We start from the raw sequence: 14,859 nt of genomic DNA, 5'->3' as shown, positions 1-14,859 counted from the left end.
CGGCATCAGAATGTGCGCTGCAGGCGGAAGGTCCCGTAGAGCTCGTAGGTGTCGTTCAGGCCGGAGGAGCGGCTGTAGTCGACATCACGATACTGGAATTCCGGGCCCATCAGGAAGCCGGAGACCGGTTCCCAGACCACGTTTGCGGTCGCGTCCCACTGGGTGAAGTCATAGGCGCTGGTGCCGCCATCGACATCATGGTAGCCGCCTTCGACATTCACCTGAACGGTGTCGGTTACGCCGAGCGTCACGCCGCCGAAGATGTTCAGCGTCTTGGTGGTCTCGGTGCTGCTGCCATTCCAGACCGCATCGGTGATGCGGCTGTTCCAGCCCGTGGACCCGTATCCGCTGGCGCCATCGGTGTAGACGGCCTGCAGGGAGACCGCACCGCCCTTGGCAAAGCCACCGAAGTTCACGGTCACGCCGGCACCAGCTGCCCAGCCGAGTTCGTCTTCCGTCCGGCCTGCAAGACCGTTGTAGGCAGCGCTCGGATAGACCTGGTGAAGAGCACCCATGATCTGGGCCTGGCCCCAGCCCTGGTTGACGCCCAGAGCCGCGACGAAGTCCGGAGCGCGGGTGCCGCCATAGCTCTGGTTGGTGCCGTTGAACGCGATATTCTCTTCGCGGCCCGAACGGTCTTCCAGCGCGACAGTCGCATTGAAGCCGTTGCCGAAGGCCATCGTATAGGCGACCTGATTCAGCTTGCGATCGGAATAGCTTTCGATCTGCGCGTTGAAGGCATATCCGGTGAAGAAGTCGAAGTTCGAACCGTTGTGACCGGCCAGCAGGCCGCCCCACTGGATATAGGCCTTGTCCAGGGTGGTCGAAGTCGAGGCGTTGGTCAGCGTGATGTAGGATTCGATAAAGGCACGCAGTGTGCCGAATTCGGTCGCGGTACGCGCATCGAGGTAGAGATACCCGCGCGAACGCCACTGGTAACCATCGGTGTCCCGGTCGCCCCAGGCGTTTTCGGCCTCGCCGAAGTTGCGGACGCGGAATTCGGTCCGGACACGACCACCTACGCGCAGGCAGGTTTCTGTGCCGGGAATGTAATAGAAGCGTGCGCCGTAGGCGTCACAGATCCGGACATAGTCGACAGGTTCCGGAGCCACTGGCAGGTCGGCCGAAAGCGCCGGACTTGCGGCCGCGAAGAAACCGGCAATTGCCCCGAGAACAACATTACGAGTCATTTGATACTCCGATGAAGTGCGGAAATACCCCCACGCACATTATGCCGTTCGTAGATGTCAGTTTCAGCCTCTCGGAGAGGTGAAATCAGCAGATATGAGCGATTGGTTGATGTTGTTGCTTTTGAGCAACGGGCAATCCGGTCAATTTAACTTGAAAACCGTTTAGCGCTTTGCCTGAAAGAACGATCTGAGCAACCCCGCCGCGCGTGTCGCGCCTATGCCGGAATAGACATCCGGTGCGTGATGACACGTCGGCTGGCAGAAAAAGCGGGTGCCATGATCGACCGCGCCGCCTTTTTCATCTCCCGCGCCATAGTAAAGCCGGCGGACACGCGCGAAGGAGATCGCTCCCGCACACATGGGACACGGTTCGAGCGTCACGTAGAGATCGCAGTCCGGAAGGCGTTGCGAAGCTGCCCGTTCGCATGCGGAGCGGATCACGAGAATTTCTGCGTGAGCTGTCGGATCGCTGAGCTCCAGCGTCCGGTTCCCGTCTCGAGCGATCACTTCACCATCGCGAACGAGCACCGCACCGACCGGCACTTCACCGCGTGCCGCCGCTTTCTCGGCCTCTTCGAGCGCAAGATCCATGAACGATGTCTGATTGGCGGAAGTGGTAAGCATCGAGCAGGGTGAGTCGGAGTGTAAGTGTAGGGTTCAGCCTCGATTTGAGAGGCTGTCGGCTTTGTTCTGTTTACCCGTTATTATGCCGGTCGTCAGCCCCGGACAGGAGCTTCGCGGAGGCGTCAGGCCGCTGCCATGCATCCGGAGCACGGCGCCTCTGCGGTTTATGCAGAAAACAAGCGATTCCCGAAAGGCTCAAGCTCTGCTATGACGCGCGCATGACGACAAGAAAATTCTCTTCCGAGCGCCCGGGTCCCGCAAAAGGCCGGGGACGCGATAAACGTGCACCGGAAAAGCGCCGGTCCGCACCGAACGACAAATCGAAAGCCGGCCCCAAAAAGGGCGACTTCGAAAAACGGGCGCCGAGACCGGCGACTGCACCGCTGGCAGACGAAGCCAATGATCGTGGCGAACGCATTGCCAAGGTCATGGCGCGCGTCGGCCTGTGTTCTCGCCGAGAGGCGGAAGTGTGGATCGAAAACGGCAGGGTTGAGCTCAACGGCAAGCTGTTGACCACGCCTGCGGTAACAGTGACAGCAGACGACAAGGTGCTGGTGGACGGGGAACCGTTGCCGATGCGCGAGCGCACCCGGCTCTGGCTCTACCACAAGCCACGGGGTCTGGTGACGACCAACAAGGATCCGGAAGGCCGTCCGACGGTGTTCCAGCGCTTGCCCGATGATCTCCCGCGCGTTTTGACCGTGGGCCGGCTGGACATCAACACTGAAGGCTTGCTGCTCCTGACCAATGATGGCGGCCTGGCGCGCGTTCTGGAATTGCCGGCCACCGGCTGGTTGCGCCGCTACCGCGTGCGCGCCTTCGGCAAGGTGACCCAGGCGGATCTCGACACATTGAAGGACGGTATCGCGATCGATGGCGTGCTCTACGGCGCGATCGAGGCGACGCTCGACAAGGAACAGGGCAACAACGTCTGGATGACGGTCGGCCTGCGCGAAGGCAAGAACCGTGAGGTCAAGCGTGTTCTGGAACATCTCGGCCTTGCCGTGAACCGCCTGATCCGCCTGTCCTACGGCCCGTTCCAGCTGATGGATCTGCCGGAAGGCGACGTCCGTGAAATCCGGGGCCGCGTTTTGCGTGACCAGTTGGGCGATACGCTGGCCGAGGAAGCCGGTGCGGATTTTGACGCTCCGATCTTTCATGCCCCCAAGCCGGAAGCGGAAAAGAAGTCCGCAGGCGCCAAGCGTGGCGGTGGCCGGGAAGGTGGCGGCCGGGAAAGTAGCGGCAGGGACGGCGGCAAGCGTGAAGCCAGCCAGGGTCGCTGGATGACCGCGCGCGAAGGCCGTAGTGAGACCGATCGCAAGCGCGCAGCCAAGACTGAACGCAACGAAAAGCGTGAAGATCGCAAGAAGGCATCCGGCCAGGGGCCGCGCAAGAATGCCGGGCCGCGCCAGGAAAAAGTAAAAGTCTCGCCGCGCTCCCGTTTCCGCCTGACGTCCGAACCGAAACCGCGCAAGGATTTCGGTGAAGAGCGTTTCACACCGCCGCCGCGCCGCATCTGGGGCGAGGAAGGCGTGGTCGAAGACAAGCAGCAGGAACGCCGTTCCAGCCGTGACAAGGACGACCGGCGCGGGCCTCCGAAAGGTGGACGTCCGCCGCGTCGCGGGGATCGTTCGTGAGAATAGTCGCCGGGCGTTTCAAGGGCGCGGCTCTGGCCGCGCCGAAATCGCACGACACACGGCCGACCAGCGACCGATTGCGTGAAACCATTTTCAACATCCTGGCTCATGGCCTGGATGTTGATCTTGAAGATGCAAGGGTCCTGGATCTTTTTGCCGGCACGGGCGCGCTGGGCTTCGAGGCGATCAGCCGGGGCGCCCGCCATTGCACTTTCATCGAAGAAGGGACGGAAGCGCGCGGCATCATTCGCCGGAACATGGAGGCCCTGGGCCTCAATGGCGCTGCCAAGATCTTCCGGCGCGATGCCACCCGCCTTGGCAGTGCAGGCACCATCGAGCCTTTCGATCTGGTGTTTGCCGACCCTCCCTATGACAAGAAGCTGGGTGAAAAGGCCCTTGCTTCGGCAGCGGGCGGAGACTGGCTGAAACAGGGCGCCTTGTGCGTGCTTGAAGAGAGATCTTCAGCTCACATCGATGTTCCCGAAGGCTTCGAGGAACTCGACCGCCGCCAGGCAGGCGATAGTCAGGTCGTGTTCCTGCGATATGGCGGCTGAAGTCTCTTTCGGCCCGCCATCAACCCTCTCGTCTCGCTATGGGATTTCCTTCGTCCGTCAGGCGCCGCCCGGCATCATGATGTAGGCGGTTTTCCGCGTTGGCAGGCTGGAACGGCTGACGATCAGGGCCGGCGTTTGCGCCCGCACGATGTCATACCCTGCCTCCTGTGCTCGCCCGACAAAGGCCTGAAGTGCTCCGGAAAAATGGAAGTGCATCGGCACGACCATCGCAGGGCCGATGCTTTCCAGAACGTCCATCAGGCTGTCCAGCCGAAGCGTCGAGGAATTGTCTATGGCCGCAAATACGACGTCGATCTGACCAAGGCGGACGAGATCTTCCTGCGTAAGCCGGTGATGCAGGTGGCCGAGATGCGCAATGCACATGTCGGCGACCTCGAAGATGAAGATCGAATTGCCGAGCCGGCGTTCTTCCCCGTCCCAGCCGCGGATGTTGGTCTGGATATTGCGGATGCGGACATCCTCAACAGTGACGTCATGGTCCAGCGGCCCGCCCTTTGGATTCCAGCCATACAGAAGATGTTCGATGTTCGGATCCGGGCTGATGGAGTAATGCGTGCTGTGGGCCCCGTTCATCGTGGCTACATCCGGCGGCAGAAGCGGGCGGACACTGTCGTTGTAGTCGGTTGCGATCCGCACGCCCTTGGGCGTTTCAAGTTCAAAGGTGGAATGGCCGATGTAGCGGATCTGGACTTCATTTGCCTGAAGAGACGCCCGCCAGATGCGCATTTCGTCCGGCCCGGGCGCTCGGTAGGGGGCGTCTGCAACCAGTTGACAGACCGCGAATGCGGGTCCTGCAACAACAGCTGTAACCAGAAGGCCGAGCATCACCGGAACCAGCCGGTACAATCCGCCGGCCTTCTGTCGCCGTCCGTGAATTGGGAAAAAGCACATCGCCATGTCAGTCCATCCCGAAAACCACACCTGAGCAAAATACTAGGGGGCAGACCGCCAAGGGCAAGGCATGTCGAGGTGTGCGCTGCCCGTTTGCCTGAAACTTCAGACGTTTTGGAAGGGGATGCCAAAAGAAAAGGCAACCGGCCTGCGCTTGTAGCTGCAAAGGCGGTTGCCTGAGGTGGGGGCGGGTGGGAGGAAGAACCAGCCCCGGAATTGACTTTCAGACCACGTAAAGACTGACCGGCGGTTTCCCGGACTTTGCCGTCCGGTTGGCCGCGTCGCCTTCGCTCATGAATCCGGCGCTGCTTGCCTGGCGGTAGATAAGATCGCCCGCGTGCCCGGCCTCCATGACCAGCGCCTGCTGGCTGCAAAGCGAGGCCAGCGACAGGCCCAGACGGCGGAAATGCGCACGGCGATAGCAGTAGACGGCAAGTGCCGCGCGCTGCTGTTCCGGCAGCTGGCATCCGACATCAGTAACCGCGTTCAACGTTGCATCCAGCAACCGTTTCAGCAAATCGTCCGATACCGGACAGGCTTCCAAATCTGTTGATCCCGATGGCCGCATTGACCTTCTCCTAATAGATTGAGAAAAGTATTTAGGAGTAAGATTAATGATTTGTTAAACGCAAAGTCGGGTCCAATAAAAAGGAATTATACGGATAAATCTGCTGATGTTGCCATCAAGTAACTTCCATTGTTTCTTTTATCAGTTCCTCCAGTTTTGCCCTGGTAACTGTACGCAAGGATTCCGCGTTATCCAGTATGCTCTCGGCTTTCATGAAGTCCAGAACGCGGATGGAGTCATGGGGCGGGCTGACCAGGATATCCGGTTGATCTGATTTCAGTTTTTGCTTTGTGATGGTCTGCATCAGGATCTGGGAAGAGCCGAACAGGGAATCCAGCATGCTGATGTCATCCTTGTTGTCTCGCGGCACCGGCGCGCCAACGACATCAACGGCAATGACGATGTCGCAACTCGCCCTGAGCCCGTCGAAAGGCAGTGGATTGACGACGCCGCCGTCGATCAGAAACCGGTCGCCATAGCGCACGGGTCTGAAAACCGCGGGAATCGCAATCGAGGCGGCCAGGGCAGGCAGCAAGGGGCCACTTTCAAAATCCACTTCCTCGCAGCGATAGAAGTCCGTTGCCAGCATACGCAGCGGAATGTCCAGGTCTTCGAACGTTTCGGACAGATAGTCCGAGACAAACACTTCCAGCACGCGAAGCGGGTCGAACTGCACCGGGCCGCCACGGAACACATCTGCGAACTTGCGTGGTCTCAACTGCCACAGGCGCGACAACACACTGTTGCGATCGGCAAAAATCTCCAGCGCAATGTCGCGGATTTCCTGGCCACTGCGACCACTGGCATAGGCCGCCCCCATCAGGGCACCGATGGACGTGCCGTTGATCCGGACAGGTTTTATGCCCAGGTCATCCAGCGCTTCCAGAACGGGGATGTGGGCGAGGCCGCGCGCACCACCGCCGCCAAGGGCAAGACCGATTCTGGGGGAAGAGGTAGAGGGCATGGCGCGGGTCCGGCATTGAGAGCGTTACTCCCTGCACATGGGGGCTGACGCGCGCCTTGCCAACCTTGCAACTGCCTGCAACGACAGTTGCGAACAGGAAAACCCTCTCAGTGCCGGAAAAACTCAGATCACGAAGTATAGATCGTCCGCGGATTCCGACATCCAGTCCGTTGCATGATCAAACGGCATCGGCCGGGCAATCAGGTAACCCTGGATCGAGAAATCGCCCATCATCCGAAGCCGGTCGTATTGTTCTTCGGTTTCAACGCCTTCGCAGACGATGCCGATGTTGAGCGACCGGGCCAGATGGATGAGCTGGTTGACGATCACTTCCTTTTTCGGGTCCTGAAGCATCTGGCGCGTGAAGGAGCGGTCGATCTTGAGCCCGTTTATCGGCAAGTCCGAGACATGGGAGAGGGACGCATAGCCGGTGCCGAAATCATCCAGCTCGATATGAACGCCCAGCTCGAAGAGTTGCCGCAGCGCAGCCAGGTGACCCGACCGATTGTCGTTCAGGAACACCGATTCCAGAACTTCGGCAGTGATCCGCTCCGGTCCGACATTGTGCTTTTCCATCGCGGCCTTGAAGTGCTCGAGCAGCAACCCGGACGACAGGTGCGATGGCGAGATGTTCACGGAGATGCGGCCAAAATCGAGGCCCTGGTCGATCCAGTGCCGGGCAGCGGCAAAAGCCTTGTCGATGACAATCTCACCCAGGATCGGCGCCAGACCGGATTTTTCCACGACCGGCAGAAAGTCTCCGGGCGAAACCGTGCCGCGTTCGGGGTGTCGCCAGCGTACCAGCGCTTCGATGCCGGTAACGGCCTGAGTGCGCAGGTTGACCTGCGGCTGGAACACGAGGAAGAACTGGTCGTTCTTGACCGCGTCCTTCAGTTCCAGCTCGATCTGTGCTTCCGTTTCGCTGTCTGTGCGCATGTCCGGACGGAAGAAAGTATAGCGGTCCTTGCCGTTTTCCTTGGACTGGTAAAGCGCGAGATCGGCATTGACCAGAAGCGTGTCGAAGTTGTCACTGTCCTCCGGGCACAGTGCCAGTCCCATGCTGACGGTCGGCCAGAACCTGTTGCCGTTGAACTCCATCGGCATCCGCATGATCCGGCGCGCCCGTTCGCACAACTCGTTGGGATCCGACGTTCCGCTTTCCGCCAGAATGACGAATTCGTCGCCTCCCCAGCGATAGGCCGTGCCCAGCCCACGGCAGACTTCGCGCAGCCGGCGGCCGGTCTCTTCCAGGCAATGATCGCCGGCAAGATGGCCGAGCGTATCGTTGACCCGCTTGAAACCGTCCATGTCGACGTGAACCAGGAACGCCGGCTTCTCGCTCCGGGCGAAACGCTCCTTGGCATCGCGCTGGCAGCCGGCGCGGTTGGACAGTTTGGTCAGGGGGTCGAAATAGGCCAGGCGCTCCGCCCGGACCTTGGCCTCGCGGGTTTCGTTTTCCCGCTGCACCCGTTCGGAAACATCATTGGCAATGGCCACGAACAGGTCGCGGTCCTGATCGCGGAGAAGCTGTACCCTGAGATCGACCGGATATTCCGTGCCGTCCTTGCGCCGGTGAACGCTTTCGACCGACAGGTTGTCCCGATGTCCTTTCAGGAGGGGCGCGACGTGGCGCCGGACCGTGTTCGGGTCGTAAACGGGATCGATATCGCCGATTTTCTGGGATTTCAGCTCTTCGATCGTGTAGCCGAGATTGGCCAGGGCACAGCGGTTGGCATATTCGATCTGGAAGGTTTCCGCGTCGAGGATGTAGATCTCGTTTAGCGAGGACTCCAGGATATTGGCCAGCAGATGGTTCCTGCGTTCTGCCAGGCACCGGTCGGTGATGTCGTGAACGGTCCCGATCACCTTGGATGCCTTACCGTCCCGACCGGCAAGCACATACCCGCGAACGTGCAGGTACTGGATGGTGCCGTCGTCATGCACCAGCGGGTGTTCGGTGTCGAATTCACCGCAGGATTTCACTGCTGCGTTGACCGCGTCCAGGGTTTTCTTCCGGTCGTCACCGGGAATACGATCAAAGAGATAGGCTTGGATCTCGTTTGCCGGAAGGTCCGGCGGGATCTTCATGACCCGGTAGTATTCTTCCGAGCCCAGGATTTCGTTTGAAGCGATATCGCGTTCCCAGCTGCCCACATGCGCAATCCGCTGGGCTTCGATAAGTTGAAGCGTGCTGCTTTCCAGCTTCAGGGTGTTGTCCAGAACTTCTGCCTCGAGGCGCGAACGCGTCAGCTGCACGGAGGACTGAAGACGGGACAGGAGACGAAAGACCACCGTCCAGGCGAGCAGCGCCAGACCGATGCCTGCCATCAGAGAAAGCAATGTCCCCTTGGCAAAGTCCCAGATGTTGTCCGTGATGTCCTTTACCAGCAGAAGCTTCACGTCGTTGTTCGGGGTTACGACCATAATTGGCAGATCGCGAACCATGAACACCTTGCTGTTCTGGAGGAAGAAGCTGTTGAAGCCGGCGAAGTGGCCGTTGGAGGCGATCTTGCTGAAGTCGAAGCCGGTCGGCGTCAGATTGCCCAGAACCTTGTAGTGAACCGTGCTGGAATCACCTGCTTTGGCGACTTCGCAGGCCTTGACGATCTGGGCATTGACCGCGGAACTGGCCAGCGCGAGCGATTGTTCGATATTGATCGCGAGTTTCAGATACCCGATCCGGGTTCCCTCAACGAGCCAGGGTTTCAGCACGCTGACGATGAATTCGTTGTTGCGGCCGAGTTCGATAGCATCGACTTCGCGAAAACGATTGGAATTCAGTTCGGTCTCGAAGCTGGCGGAATCCTGTGCCGGGGTGGCATTGCTTTGCGCGCGATAGACGATCTGCTGGTCGGCGGAATAGATGGTCAATTCCGCAATATTGAGATCGGCAGCTTTTCCGGCAAAGACCCTGTCGGCAACGGCCTTGATGTTGGCGGTGTCTTTCTTGCGGATGGCTGTCTGCAGATCGGTGTCGGCGCTGACGACACTGACTGCCTGATCGAGCGTTTGTTCCCCCAACGCTCTTTGATGCATCAAAAGACGTTCAGTCGTCCGGACGATCAGGTCCTGCGGCTCGCTCAGCGTACGATATTCCGTCACCACGTTCTGGAGCGTCAGGACGGCAACTGTCAGGCAGAGAAACGACAGAAAAACGACGCGAAGGGGTTTTTCGAAACGGGTTTCGTCCTTGCACCACCGCGCCAGGATCTGGTCAAGAATGGCACTCGGACTTCGCGCGCGCGCAATTGTGCGCGATTTCTCGTCGCGCAAGTCCTTGTCTTGCCAAAACTCTTGCTTGCCCACGCGTTGCACCCGTTCCCCCGAGCAGCCGTAGCTCCTCTTTGATCGGCAAGGACAGTCCGCTTTTTGTTATTGTCACCGGGCACGGCGAAGTTATGCAAACCATCACTGCCAATTTTCTCAATAGGCTGTATTGGTTAAATTGTATTGAATGTGTTCCTTAAGGCTTATTAAGAATAGAATTCATCCGAGAGGAAATCTTCCAGTCTCAAGATCAAATGTATTTGCGCTGAGCCTGATGATTGGCGATGCAGCAAAATAGTTTGATCTAAATCAGACGATCACCTTTGAGCGTCACCAGTTGAGGTGATGTCGCCGCCCAAGCGTCTGTGTTCGACCCAGCCGATTGACGCGAGCCAGCCTCGACTTGGCAAACAAGTCGTATGGCGCGGTGCCATCAACTGCCTGACGTGCTTGCGAAGAACTCGAGGAGGGCAGTGACCGTCTCTTCCGGGGCTTCTTCGGGCAGGAAGTGCCCACCGGGAAGCGCGGCGCCGACAGCGGTCCTTGACCAGCCCCGCCAGACTTCAAGCGGATCGTCCACGCTGGTGGCGATACCTTTGCTTCCCCAAAGTGCAAGAAGGGGAACAAGGATCTTTCTTCCCGCATCCAGATCCGCCCGGTCGTGGTCGTAGTCGATCGTTGCACCTGCGCGGTAGTCCTCACAGGTTGCCGATACCCGGTCTGGTTCGCAAAACCAGTCACGGTTATGCGCCATGGCTTCCTTGGAAAAGCACGACAGGGTCTTGGCCGCAGTCCAGCTGGCCAGCGTGTGATCGAGAAATCGTATCGGTGCGGCAGAAATAGTTTTTTCCGGGAAAGGCGCAGCCTGGGCCAGAAACATCCAGTGATAGATCTTGAGGCCGAACAGCCTGTCCATCCGGTCCCAGTAGTCACATGTCGGAAGGATGTCGAGAACGGCGACCTTCAGAAGGGCTTGCGGGTGATCGAGGGCAAGGCGGTAAGCCACCCTGCCGCCACGGTCATGGCCAGCCAGAAAGAACGTCGAGTGGCCGAGCACCTTCATGAGCTCGACCATGGCCGAGGCCATGCTTCGTTTGGAATAGGCCGCGTGATCGTGTGATAGCGGCGGCACGGACGAACGGCCATACCCCGGCAGGTCGGGCAGGACGAGCGTGAAGTGTTCGGCAAGCTGCGGGGCCACCTTGTGCCAGCAGACATGAGATTGCGGGTAGCCGTGCAGCAAAAGCAACGGTGGGCCGGACCCGCCGGTCCGGCAGAAAAGCCGCACGTCGTTGGCTTCCACAGTGATGCTGTCAAACCCCGGAAACAGATCCGGCAGGTCGTTTTTCACGTCTGTCTCCCCAGCCCGCACCGGGGAGAAGATTACCTTTGCTTTCAAGCGCCTGCCAAGTCCCGGAAACCGGAAATGCCACGATTGCCGGTTTTTCGCTTGGCTCGGCCTCAGCTTTCCCGGGCGATGGCCCGCCAGCCGATGTCGGTTCGGCAAAAGCCTTCCGGCCAGTCGATGTCGCGGATCCGCTCGTAGGCCCGTTGCTGTGCCTCGCGAACGGTGGTGCCGACCGCCGTCACGTTCAAAACGCGTCCGCCATTTGCCAGGATCTGCGTGCCATCGCGTTTGGTGCCTGCGTGAAAGACGGCAACGTCATCCGTTGCTGGTGTATCGAGACCACGGATTTCCGTGCCCTTGTCGTAGCTGCCCGGGTAACCCTCGGCGGCCATGACGACCGTCAGTGCGGCTTCGTCGCGCCAGTCTGCCGTTGTCTGGTCCAGCCGACCTTCGACGCTTGCAAGCAGCAGCTCCAGCAGGTCGCTCTTGAGGCGCATCATCAGGACCTGGCATTCCGGATCACCGAAGCGGGTATTGTATTCGATCAGCTTCGGGCCGTTCTTGCCGATCATCAGACCCGCATAGAGAACGCCCTTGAAAGGGGTGCCACGTTTGGCCAGTGTCGCGATGGTCGGCTCGATGATGGTACGCATCACCTCGGCAATCAGTGCATCTGTAAGGACGGGAGCGGGCGAGTAAGCGCCCATGCCGCCGGTATTCGGGCCTTCGTCACCATCATAGGCGCGTTTGTGGTCCTGGGCGGTGGCAAGCGGCAGTGCGTTGGTGCCGTCGGACAACACGAAGAAGCTCGCTTCCTCGCCTTCCAGGAATTCCTCGATGACGACTTCCGCACCTGCAGCCCCGAACGAGCCTTCGAAACAGGCCGTTACCGCCTCTTCGGCGTCTTTCAGGGTCATGGCGACCACGACACCCTTGCCGGCTGCAAGCCCGTCCGCCTTCACGACAATCGGTGCACCTTTTTCCCGGACATAGGCGAGCGCGGCATCTGCCGTATCAAAGCGGCCGTATCCGGCGGTCGGAATATCTGCTTCGTCGCACACGCCTTTGGTGAAGGCCTTGGAGCCCTCCAGTTGGGCCGCTGCTCTGGACGGACCGAAAGCCTTGATCCCGGCCGCTTCCAGATCATCGACAATGCCGGCCACAAGCGGTGCCTCGGGGCCGACGACAACAAGATCGATGGCATATTCGCGACAGAAACCGATGACTGCCTGATGATCCGCGGTGTCCAGATTGCAAAGCTCGGCCACCTCGGCAATCCCGGCATTGCCGGGCGCCGCATAGAGCTTGGTCAGCTTGGGAGATTTTGCCAGCGCCCAGGCGAGCGCGTGTTCGCGGCCACCGGATCCGATCAGGAGAAGTTTCATAAACGGGCAGTCTCTTCGTGAAGGTTGAAGCAAGAGGGCCGTCCCCTAACACGGAGGGCGGCATACCGCAATTGGCGGCGCATGCAACGGCGCATTTCTGCCGGTCTCCGCCCAACTTGTGACGCGGCGGGAGAGGTGGTTTCCGCGACCAGCAAAAGGCCGGAACGCTTGCCAGCCAAGTGTGGCAAGCGCGAAGAGGAAACCAAGGGCTGACCGGGGTTTGGGTCGTCAGACCATGACACCTTGCCCAACTCTGAGTTTCACGATAGCGCCCCTGTGACCTCTTGCGGGATGAATTTCCTGCTGAAAATCGCTAAAAGAACCTGAGAAGGGCGGAAAGCAGGAGCGTTTCCGCCGGATAATCGAGAAATGGACGGATCGAAAGTGTTTTCCACGAACGACACGGGGCCGGTTGCAGATGCGGTCAAGCAGCACTGGGTGGACACGCGGCTGCCGGCTGGCCTGCGCCCCTATGCGCGCCTTGCCCGCTGGGAACGTCCGATCGGTTGGTGGCTGTTGCTGTGGCCCTGTTTCTGGTCGGCGGCATTGGCGGCGGTCGCCGGTGGCAAGGCCTGGCCGGACCCCTGGCACATGGTTCTGTTTTTCATCGGCGCGGTTGCCATGCGCGGTGCCGGCTGCACCTACAACGACCTTGTCGACGTCGACATCGATTCCAAGGTCGAGCGGACCCGCTCCCGGCCCATCCCGGCGGGGCAGGTGTCCAGACTTCAGGCAAAGGTCTTTCTGGTGGTCCAGGCCCTCATCGGCCTTGCGGTGCTGCTTCAGTTCAACACCTACACGATCTGGCTGGGCATCGCCTCGCTGCTGCCGGTTGCGGTCTATCCGTTCATGAAGCGCATCACCAACTGGCCGCAGCTGTTTCTGGGGTTCGCCTTTTCCTGGGGGGCGCTCATGGGCTGGGCGGCCGCCTTTGGGTCCCTGTCCTGGTCACCGGTGTTTCTCTATATCGGCGGCATCTGCTGGACGATCGGCTACGACACGATCTACGCCCATCAGGACAAGGAGGACGATGCGCTTGTCGGTGTGAAGTCGACGGCCCGCCTCTTCGATGAGCACACCAAGCCGGCTCTCATCCTGCTCTACAGCTGCGCAACCGCGCTGTTCTTTCTGGCTGCGATCTTTGCCGATGCCGGTCCGGCCGCTTTTGTCGGCATCCTTGCGGGCGTCATTCACCTGGGGTGGCAGATCGTCGTTCTGGATATCGATGACGGCGATCAGTGCCTGCAACTGTTCCGATCCAACGGGACCTATGGCTGGATCCTGTTCTTCGGTTTCTTCGCCGATGCCCTTATCGGTGCGCTCTAACGAAAAAAGCCCCGCTCAGCGGGGCTTTTTTTGAAAACTGTCGTGTGCACGCTCAGGTGCGGGCAATGATCTCACGCTCATTGGCGTGGACGGTTGCCGAAGGTTCCTGCCGGCCGGGAAGACGGCGGTTCAGGAAGCGCGGACGGCGGCCCGTTAATAGGCGCAGCTTGCGCCGGGGCGCAGGTTTTGAAGCCGGAACGGCGCTGTAGGCTTCGATCGGCTTTACCTTGCCGCCGAGGTCACACACCAGCATAGGCAGGTTGAACACCTGGGCCCACCGGCTCCACAGGACCGCGAGGTCGTCGGATTTCTCGGTTTCGGCCAGGGTGATCGACAGCGCGCTATCGGGATGTTTCAGGATCAGTGCTGCCACGATTTCGCCCGGCACCGCGCCCGGAACGATCCGGACCATGACACCATCGAAACCTTGAGCGGGCACCACCACCGTCACCGGAACACCGGCAACCCGCCGCTTGATGACCGCCCTGTCGCGATCCAGGAAAATTTCGGCTGGCAGGGAAGGGGTACCCGGCCGGTTTTCAAGGCGTTGCTCGAAGTGGGCCGGCAGGCAACCGGGATGCGGCATCGTTTGGGCGCCGACCCCGGTTGCTACCATTTCCTGTATTTCTGTTTGACGTCTCAAATGACTCTCCACCGGACCTTTAGGTCGGACCATTTTTGGTCTCTCGATGCATTCAATCTACTGAAGAAAAGTCGTGAACCACTTAAGATACAGAGTTAAAAAAGTCTGATTTATAAGAGGGTTACTGGAATGTAATCAGACAGGTAACACCTTGTTCAGTCATGTGGCAGATTCGACTTGGTACAACCTTTGAATGAATTTTCCACCCTGTCCCGATCCCGCCTATCTTGCGGTCATCATTACGAAAATCGGATGAGGCGCTGCGGCATTGCAACCTCTTGCCGGAACCGGCTCAAAATCCCATTTCCCACCTATCAGGGGAAAACCATGGCTCTGGAAGGCGCCCGGCACGACCGGATTGCCCGCAAAAGGCCCCGACAGTTGCAGCGCAGCCGTGCGGGGCGTAAACAACTGCCGAACCAGAAGACGAAAGAGCGGACA

The 14,859-nt window shown here is 59.8% G+C and carries 12 protein-coding genes; 3 read left to right on the top strand and 9 right to left on the bottom strand.

Annotation, left to right across the window (positions count from 1 at the left end):
• Positions 1-5 precede the first annotated feature (5 nt).
• Together FIU93_RS00850 and FIU93_RS00845 are read right to left on the bottom strand one after the other, a co-directional pair.
• Complete coding sequence (locus FIU93_RS00850; RefSeq protein WP_055657792.1) at positions 6-1,190, bottom strand: porin; 1,185 nt, start codon at positions 1,188-1,190, stop codon at positions 6-8.
• Between the two features lie 162 nt (positions 1,191-1,352).
• Positions 1,353-1,781, bottom strand: coding sequence for a nucleoside deaminase (locus tag FIU93_RS00845; RefSeq protein WP_055657794.1), 429 nt, complete (start codon positions 1,779-1,781; stop codon positions 1,353-1,355).
• Between the two features lie 251 nt (positions 1,782-2,032).
• On the opposite strand from FIU93_RS00845, the gene FIU93_RS00840 reads away from it, so the two are divergent.
• Both FIU93_RS00840 and rsmD read left to right on the top strand, forming a co-directional pair.
• A complete protein-coding gene (locus FIU93_RS00840) occupies positions 2,033-3,451 on the top strand; it encodes a pseudouridine synthase (RefSeq protein ID WP_208997775.1) in 1,419 nt (472 codons plus the stop codon).
• Positions 3,448-4,005, top strand: coding sequence for a 16S rRNA (guanine(966)-N(2))-methyltransferase RsmD (gene rsmD, locus FIU93_RS00835; RefSeq protein ID WP_023002046.1), 558 nt, complete (start codon positions 3,448-3,450; stop codon positions 4,003-4,005). The genes FIU93_RS00840 and rsmD overlap by 4 nt, the downstream gene beginning before the upstream one ends.
• Positions 4,006-4,062: 57 nt before the next feature.
• Here the strand turns inward: rsmD and FIU93_RS00830 are convergent, their stop codons facing one another.
• From FIU93_RS00830 to purD, 6 genes are all read right to left on the bottom strand, one after another.
• Entirely contained in the window at positions 4,063-4,872 is an 810-nt protein-coding gene (locus tag FIU93_RS00830) for an MBL fold metallo-hydrolase (RefSeq protein ID WP_208993950.1), read from the bottom strand.
• A gap of 268 nt (positions 4,873-5,140) precedes the next feature.
• Complete coding sequence (locus tag FIU93_RS00825) at positions 5,141-5,485, bottom strand: hypothetical protein (RefSeq protein WP_023002044.1); 345 nt, start codon at positions 5,483-5,485, stop codon at positions 5,141-5,143.
• A gap of 115 nt (positions 5,486-5,600) precedes the next feature.
• On the bottom strand, positions 5,601-6,449 hold the full coding sequence (locus FIU93_RS00820; protein WP_152504591.1) for a patatin-like phospholipase family protein: 849 nt from the start codon (positions 6,447-6,449) through the stop codon (positions 5,601-5,603).
• 123 nt (positions 6,450-6,572) lie between these two features.
• Positions 6,573-9,722, bottom strand: coding sequence for an EAL domain-containing protein (locus FIU93_RS00815; protein ID WP_152504590.1), 3,150 nt, complete (start codon positions 9,720-9,722; stop codon positions 6,573-6,575).
• Positions 9,723-10,149: 427 nt separating this feature from the next.
• Positions 10,150-11,067: an alpha/beta hydrolase gene (locus FIU93_RS00810; protein ID WP_152504589.1), complete on the bottom strand. Its 918-nt coding sequence runs from the start codon at positions 11,065-11,067 to the stop codon at positions 10,150-10,152.
• Positions 11,068-11,177: 110 nt separating this feature from the next.
• Positions 11,178-12,449: a phosphoribosylamine--glycine ligase gene (purD, locus tag FIU93_RS00805; protein WP_152504588.1), complete on the bottom strand. Its 1,272-nt coding sequence runs from the start codon at positions 12,447-12,449 to the stop codon at positions 11,178-11,180.
• A 369-nt stretch (positions 12,450-12,818) separates the two neighbouring features.
• Between purD and ubiA the strand changes: the two genes are divergently transcribed.
• Positions 12,819-13,775, top strand: coding sequence for a 4-hydroxybenzoate octaprenyltransferase (gene ubiA / locus FIU93_RS00800; RefSeq protein ID WP_152504587.1), 957 nt, complete (start codon positions 12,819-12,821; stop codon positions 13,773-13,775).
• Positions 13,776-13,827: 52 nt separating this feature from the next.
• Here ubiA and FIU93_RS00795 read toward each other — a convergent pair whose 3' ends face one another.
• Positions 13,828-14,418, bottom strand: a complete 591-nt coding sequence (locus FIU93_RS00795) for a DUF6101 family protein (RefSeq protein WP_208984425.1) — start codon at positions 14,416-14,418, stop codon at positions 13,828-13,830.
• Positions 14,419-14,859: the final 441 nt, after the last annotated feature.

The sequence above is a fragment of the Labrenzia sp. THAF35 genome, assembly GCF_009363595.1.
In the GTDB taxonomy this organism is placed as follows: Bacteria; Pseudomonadota; Alphaproteobacteria; order Rhizobiales; family Stappiaceae; genus Roseibium; species Roseibium algicola.
Note: the sequence above shows the minus strand (reverse complement) of the source record. Positions and strands in the feature narration are given on the sequence as shown.

Bases quoted from the DNA above. Each gene is read 5' to 3' on its own strand.
- FIU93_RS00850 (WP_055657792.1), bottom strand. From the start codon at position 1,190: ATGACTCGTAATGTTGTTCTCGGGGCAATTGCCGGTTTCTTCGCGGCC.
- ubiA (WP_152504587.1), top strand. From the start codon at position 12,819: ATGGACGGATCGAAAGTGTTTTCCACGAACGACACGGGGCCGGTTGCA.
- FIU93_RS00840 (WP_208997775.1), top strand. From the start codon at position 2,033: ATGACGACAAGAAAATTCTCTTCCGAGCGCCCGGGTCCCGCAAAAGGC.
- FIU93_RS00820 (WP_152504591.1), bottom strand. From the start codon at position 6,449: ATGCCCTCTACCTCTTCCCCCAGAATCGGTCTTGCCCTTGGCGGCGGT.
- FIU93_RS00825 (WP_023002044.1), bottom strand. From the start codon at position 5,485: ATGCGGCCATCGGGATCAACAGATTTGGAAGCCTGTCCGGTATCGGAC.
- purD (WP_152504588.1), bottom strand. From the start codon at position 12,449: ATGAAACTTCTCCTGATCGGATCCGGTGGCCGCGAACACGCGCTCGCC.
- FIU93_RS00845 (WP_055657794.1), bottom strand. From the start codon at position 1,781: ATGGATCTTGCGCTCGAAGAGGCCGAGAAAGCGGCGGCACGCGGTGAA.